Origin of the sequence: Fictibacillus aquaticus, from assembly GCF_002245695.1 — a bacterium.
Lineage (GTDB): Bacteria > Bacillota > Bacilli > Bacillales > Fictibacillaceae > Fictibacillus > Fictibacillus aquaticus.
This window is the reverse complement of sequence record NZ_NOII01000041.1, coordinates 1-4,578: the sequence shown is the minus strand read 5'-3', so window position 1 is coordinate 4,578 and position 4,578 is coordinate 1. Positions and strand designations below refer to the sequence as shown.

At 41.9% G+C, this 4,578-nt stretch carries 5 protein-coding genes and 1 pseudogene; 5 read left to right on the top strand and 1 reads right to left on the bottom strand.

Going from position 1 to position 4,578, the window contains the following annotated elements; all coding sequences use genetic code 11:
* Window positions 1-68: 68 nt before the first annotated feature.
* Window positions 69-1,049, bottom strand: coding sequence for an NAD(P)/FAD-dependent oxidoreductase (locus CGZ90_RS19020; RefSeq protein ID WP_094254085.1), 981 nt, complete (start codon window positions 1,047-1,049; stop codon window positions 69-71).
* A 300-nt stretch (window positions 1,050-1,349) separates the two neighbouring features.
* Between CGZ90_RS19020 and CGZ90_RS19015 the strand changes: the two genes are divergently transcribed.
* The 5 genes and pseudogenes from CGZ90_RS19015 to CGZ90_RS19000 form a co-directional block, all read left to right on the top strand.
* Window positions 1,350-2,561 carry an NAD(P)/FAD-dependent oxidoreductase gene (locus tag CGZ90_RS19015; protein WP_094254084.1) on the top strand — a complete coding sequence of 404 codons (1,212 nt, stop codon included), beginning with the start codon at window positions 1,350-1,352 and terminating at the stop codon, window positions 2,559-2,561.
* Window positions 2,562-2,925: 364 nt separating this feature from the next.
* Window positions 2,926-3,408, top strand: a complete 483-nt coding sequence (locus CGZ90_RS19010; protein ID WP_094254083.1) for an NUDIX domain-containing protein — start codon at window positions 2,926-2,928, stop codon at window positions 3,406-3,408.
* Window positions 3,409-3,560: 152 nt separating this feature from the next.
* Window positions 3,561-3,701 (top strand): YuiA family protein, encoded by a 141-nt coding sequence (locus tag CGZ90_RS20850; RefSeq protein ID WP_165766920.1) that lies wholly within the window; start codon window positions 3,561-3,563, stop codon window positions 3,699-3,701.
* Between the two features lie 87 nt (window positions 3,702-3,788).
* Window positions 3,789-4,115 (top strand): YuiB family protein, encoded by a 327-nt coding sequence (locus CGZ90_RS19005; RefSeq protein ID WP_094254086.1) that lies wholly within the window; start codon window positions 3,789-3,791, stop codon window positions 4,113-4,115.
* 115 nt (window positions 4,116-4,230) lie between these two features.
* Window positions 4,231-4,578, top strand: a pseudogene (locus tag CGZ90_RS19000) (3D domain-containing protein); the annotation flags it as partial.

The following is a 4,578-nucleotide window of genomic DNA, read 5'->3' as shown; positions in this document are numbered from 1 at the left end:
CGGAAAGCGTGCGCCTGAAACGGAAATCAACCGCTTCTCTGATTTCTGCGAAAAAAGATAGCATATAATTAAAACAAACTTGTGCTGTGCTGAGGCTGAGCTTTTGCACTTGGATCGATATATGTCTTGGCGTTGTTTACAGCGGTAGGCGCTTCGCCAAACCCGGCAGCAATCAGTTTAACTTTACCGTCGTACGTGCAAATATCCCCAGCAGCATAAATTCCCTTAACGTTCGTTTCCATGCGGGAATTTACGAGAATGGAGTTTTTCTGAATATCAAGACCCCAGTTTTTAATGGGTCCGAGTGAAGACACGAAGCCGTAATTCACGATTACTGCATCTACTTCAACAGTTTCTTCTATTTCACCGTTTTGCAGTGTGACGGATGTGATTTTTTCTCCGTCTCCGTCAAGTTCTTTGATTTGATAAGGTGTCTTAACTGATACTGCAGAGTTCATCAGCTGCTCGACACTATGTTCGTGTGCACGGAACTTTTCTCTCCTATGTGTAAGTGTGACTTGCTCTGCGATTGGCTCAAGCATCAATGACCAATCAAGAGCGGAGTCTCCGCCTCCGCAGACAAGGACTTTTTTTCCGGCGAACGCCTGAAGGTTGTCAACAAAATAATGAAGGTTTTTGCCTTCATATGCCGAAGCAGACGGATGTTCAAGTCTTCTAGGCTGGAAAGCCCCGACACCAGCTGTGATGATCACAGCTTTCGAATAGTGTGTTTCTTTATCGGTCGCCAGCTCGAAAATGCCGTCTTCCATTTTTTCTACGTTCTCTACAGACTGCTCAAGAACAATTTCTGGATTGAACTGCAGTGCTTGCTCTTTTAGGTTATTTACAAGGTCCTGAGCTAATACCTTAGGAAAGCCGGCAACATCATAAATGTATTTTTCTGGATAAAGAGCAGAAAGCTGGCCGCCAAGCTGAGGCATGCTTTCAATAATTTTAACCTTCATCTGTCTCATCCCGCCATAAAATGCCGCAAACAGGCCGGATGGACCGCCTCCAATAATCGTGATATCAAACACATCTTTTGTCATGTTGAGTGCACCCCCAGTAATTTCTATACTATGTATACATTCTTGACTTTCAAAACATTTCCTTTTTCCTTCAGAAAATGATGTTTCAATGGCTTAATTTATATTTGCACAACATCATACTATCGAAAAAAAGGTTGAAAAAACAAGAAAAAAGGAATAAGATGAGTAAGGATTTATTTTGAAGTGTAACAAAAACTTCATAAAGAGCACTTGCGCTCTACTTCGTGAAATATATCACAAACAGCAGGCCTTTTATAATTTTTTCTCAAATAGGTCACACTAAAAAAAATAGAACGGGAAGTGAGAACGTTGAATAAGCCAAATATTTTAATTCTAGGCGGCGGATACGGCGGCATCATGTCGGCTGTTCGTCTTCAAAAAGAACTAGGTTCAGACGAAGCTAACGTAACTCTTGTAAACAAACATAATTATCACTATCAGACAACATGGCTTCATGAAAATGCGGCAGGAACTCTTCACCATGACAAAACACGCATCATGATCGACGACATCATCGATATGAACAAGATTAATTTTGTTCAGGACACAGTTGTGGAGATCAAGAAAGATGAAAAGCGTGTAATCCTTGAGAATCAGGAACTGACATATGATTATTTAATTATCGCTCTTGGTGCTGACCCTGAAACGTTTGGCATTCAAGGCTTGAAAGAACATGCGTTCAGCATCCGCAGCATCAACTCTGTGCGTAAGATCCGTGAGCACATCGATTATTGCTTTGCCCGTTACAATAACGATGGCAAGCGTGACGAGCTTATAACGATTATCGTTGGCGGAGCTGGATTTACTGGAATCGAGTTTGTTGGGGAACTTGCAGACCGCGTTCCGGAGCTTTGCCGCGAGTATGATATTCCTCGTGAAAAAGTTCGTATCGTTAACATCGAGGCTGCTCCGACTGTACTTCCAGGCTTTGATGAAGAGCTTGTAGAATATGCAATCAACAACCTTGAGCGCCGCGGAATCGAATTCCTCGTCAACACTCCGATTAAAGAGTGCAGCGAAGACGGTGTATTGCTTGCAACAGGTGAAGAAATTAAAGCATCAACAGTTGTTTGGACTGGCGGCGTGCGCGGTAACCACCTGATCGAAAACGCAGGATTCGAAACAATGCGTGGACGTGTAAAGGTTGACAAAGACCTTCGTATGCCAGGATACGACTACATTTTCGTAGCAGGTGACTGTGCGCTTATCATTGATGAAGAAGCAAACCGTCCGTATCCTCCAACGGCTCAAATCGCGATCCAGCAGGCATACACAATCGGACGGAACTTGAAGTCATTGATCAACGGAAGCAATGAGCTTGAAACATTCAAGCCAGACATTAAAGGTACGGTAGCATCACTTGGAAAAGGTGAAGCGATCGGTAAAGTAGGAAACAAAAAGCTGTTCGGTGCAACTGCTTCTGCAATGAAGAAAGTTATCGACAACCGTTACCTCTACCTTCTTGGCGGCATACCGATGGTCATTAAAAAAGGAAAACTTAAGCTGTTTTAATCTATAATAAGAACAGGAGCGAATGCTCCTGTTCTTTTTTTTTTGCTGTTTTCGCAAAAATAAGATGCAATTTAAGAATTCGGAGAAGCGGTTGATCTCCGTTTCAGGCGCNNCACCTTACACTCCGATCAACCTTATCAATGATGGATTCAAGATGATTAAGCGAATGTAATGAATGTGCCAGCCACAGCAATTGAAACCTAAAATTAAAATATTCCTCATATTAGACTTCACTGGCAGCAACACTGCTTAACATTCAAACAAAATAAACCTTTCATAAGCAATAATACTTTTGAAAAAAGCCTTTTTTAATGTTTTAAGAATGATTGTTATGTTTAAAATTCTGATGATCATGGAGGGTAGCATGTTCAATAAGACGAAAAGAGGAAAAGTATGGATCGCAGCCGCTGGGCTTGTTATAGAAGATGGAAAATGGCTTCTTGTTAAGAAAAAGTACGGCGGTCTGAAAGGGAAATGGTCTATACCTGCAGGGTTCGTTGATGAAGGTGAAACATTAGATGCTGCGGCAGTACGTGAGGTTTATGAAGAAACAGGAATCATAGCTGAGGCTGTGTCCGTTCTTGGGGTAAGAACAGGAGTTTTAAACGAAGAGATATCAGATAATATGGTCATCTTTTTGCTCAAGAAAACGGGAGGCTCATTGAAAGCTGCAGCCGAAGAGATTGAGGATGCGGTATTCATGACTGAAGAGGAGATGCGCAGCTCGCCGGATGCTTCTTTGATGATTCATTTTTTTCTGGGAGAAAAGACAGGCGATCTCCATTCTGAACTCGATCCAGGAAGCATTTTTGGCTATACATCGTACAAATTATTTGACACTCGGTAAAAACGGTTGAAAATGTAAGCAAAATGTAAAAAACAGAAGTATTCTTTTAATGTTTGCGCTTACATATCGTGGATTTAAGGATATTAGGAGTTTTTCAAAGGTAGAAATTCCTGATATATTATCTGAAAATTCAAATAAAGGAGTGTCGCTTAATGAAAAGCCAAAAAGTTGCCAAAGCTGCACAGGAGAAATGCCCGTATTGCGAAGGGAAAGGTTACTTTCAGCTGCTGTTAGGCGGCTCAGAAACATGCTGCGAGTGCCACGGAGATGGAAATAACAACAAAAGCAGCTGATAAATGCAGACAAAAGAGCGTTAAGGTAATTGACTTTCATGCCCCCATTCAGTAAACTAACGATGAATCGGGGGTGTACATATGCAGATGCTTCTGCCGCAGCTTATTATATCCATGCTGCTGTTTATCGTACTTTTGTTTGGAATCGGTTTCTTGCTTAACATGCTTTTGAGAAAAACTTGGGTTATGGCCATCTCATACCCTGTTGTGGTCATATTAATTGTAGATAAGCTAAAGCTCTTCGATAGCTATAAATATTTCACTCAGCCGGGAGAAACGTTCAGCAGCCTTTTAGGGCACCTGAGCTCCCTGCAAATCGCTGATATGGCTATATTGCTCAGTGGACTTTTCGGTGCGGTACTTGCTGGTGTCGCTATAAAGATGCTGCGAGTAAGAGGATATCAGATGTTTTAAAACACCTTCATTAAGAAGGTGTTATTTTTTTTAGGCTGTTTATACTCCTTCATAAGACTGTGAAAATCCATTGTATAATCCTTCATCCTCCTGGGAAGGAATAGGGAGGAGAGGAGTGAAGTATTTGCAGATAATGAAGACTGCGATGCGCAGGGGTGGAATGCTTGTGCTTTTTGCTGCAGCGTTGCTTACCACATTTCATTCGATTTCCGGAGTGAGTGCGCAGGATATAACAAAATGGCTGTATGAACAAAAGGAAGAAAACAATAACAGACTGATAGAAAAGCTGTCCCGCTTTATTCCGTCGTCTAAGCATGAGTATGATGAGGCGGAGAAAGAGAAGCTGCTGAATAATGTTATGAAAGAGTACAATCTGAAAGCTGTGAAGGTGACGGCAACTGGCTACACGGCGGGTGCAGAATCAACAGGAAAGAACAAGAACCATCCGGCATTCGGAATCACT

What these genes read in the sequence shown, in the direction of transcription:
- CGZ90_RS19020 (WP_094254085.1), bottom strand. Translation starts at nt 1,049, where the DNA reads ATGACAAAAGATGTGTTTGATATCACGATTATTGGAGGCGGTCCATCC.
- CGZ90_RS19010 (WP_094254083.1), top strand. Translation starts at nt 2,926, where the DNA reads ATGTTCAATAAGACGAAAAGAGGAAAAGTATGGATCGCAGCCGCTGGG.
- CGZ90_RS20850 (WP_165766920.1), top strand. Translation starts at nt 3,561, where the DNA reads ATGAAAAGCCAAAAAGTTGCCAAAGCTGCACAGGAGAAATGCCCGTAT.
- CGZ90_RS19005 (WP_094254086.1), top strand. Translation starts at nt 3,789, where the DNA reads ATGCTTCTGCCGCAGCTTATTATATCCATGCTGCTGTTTATCGTACTT.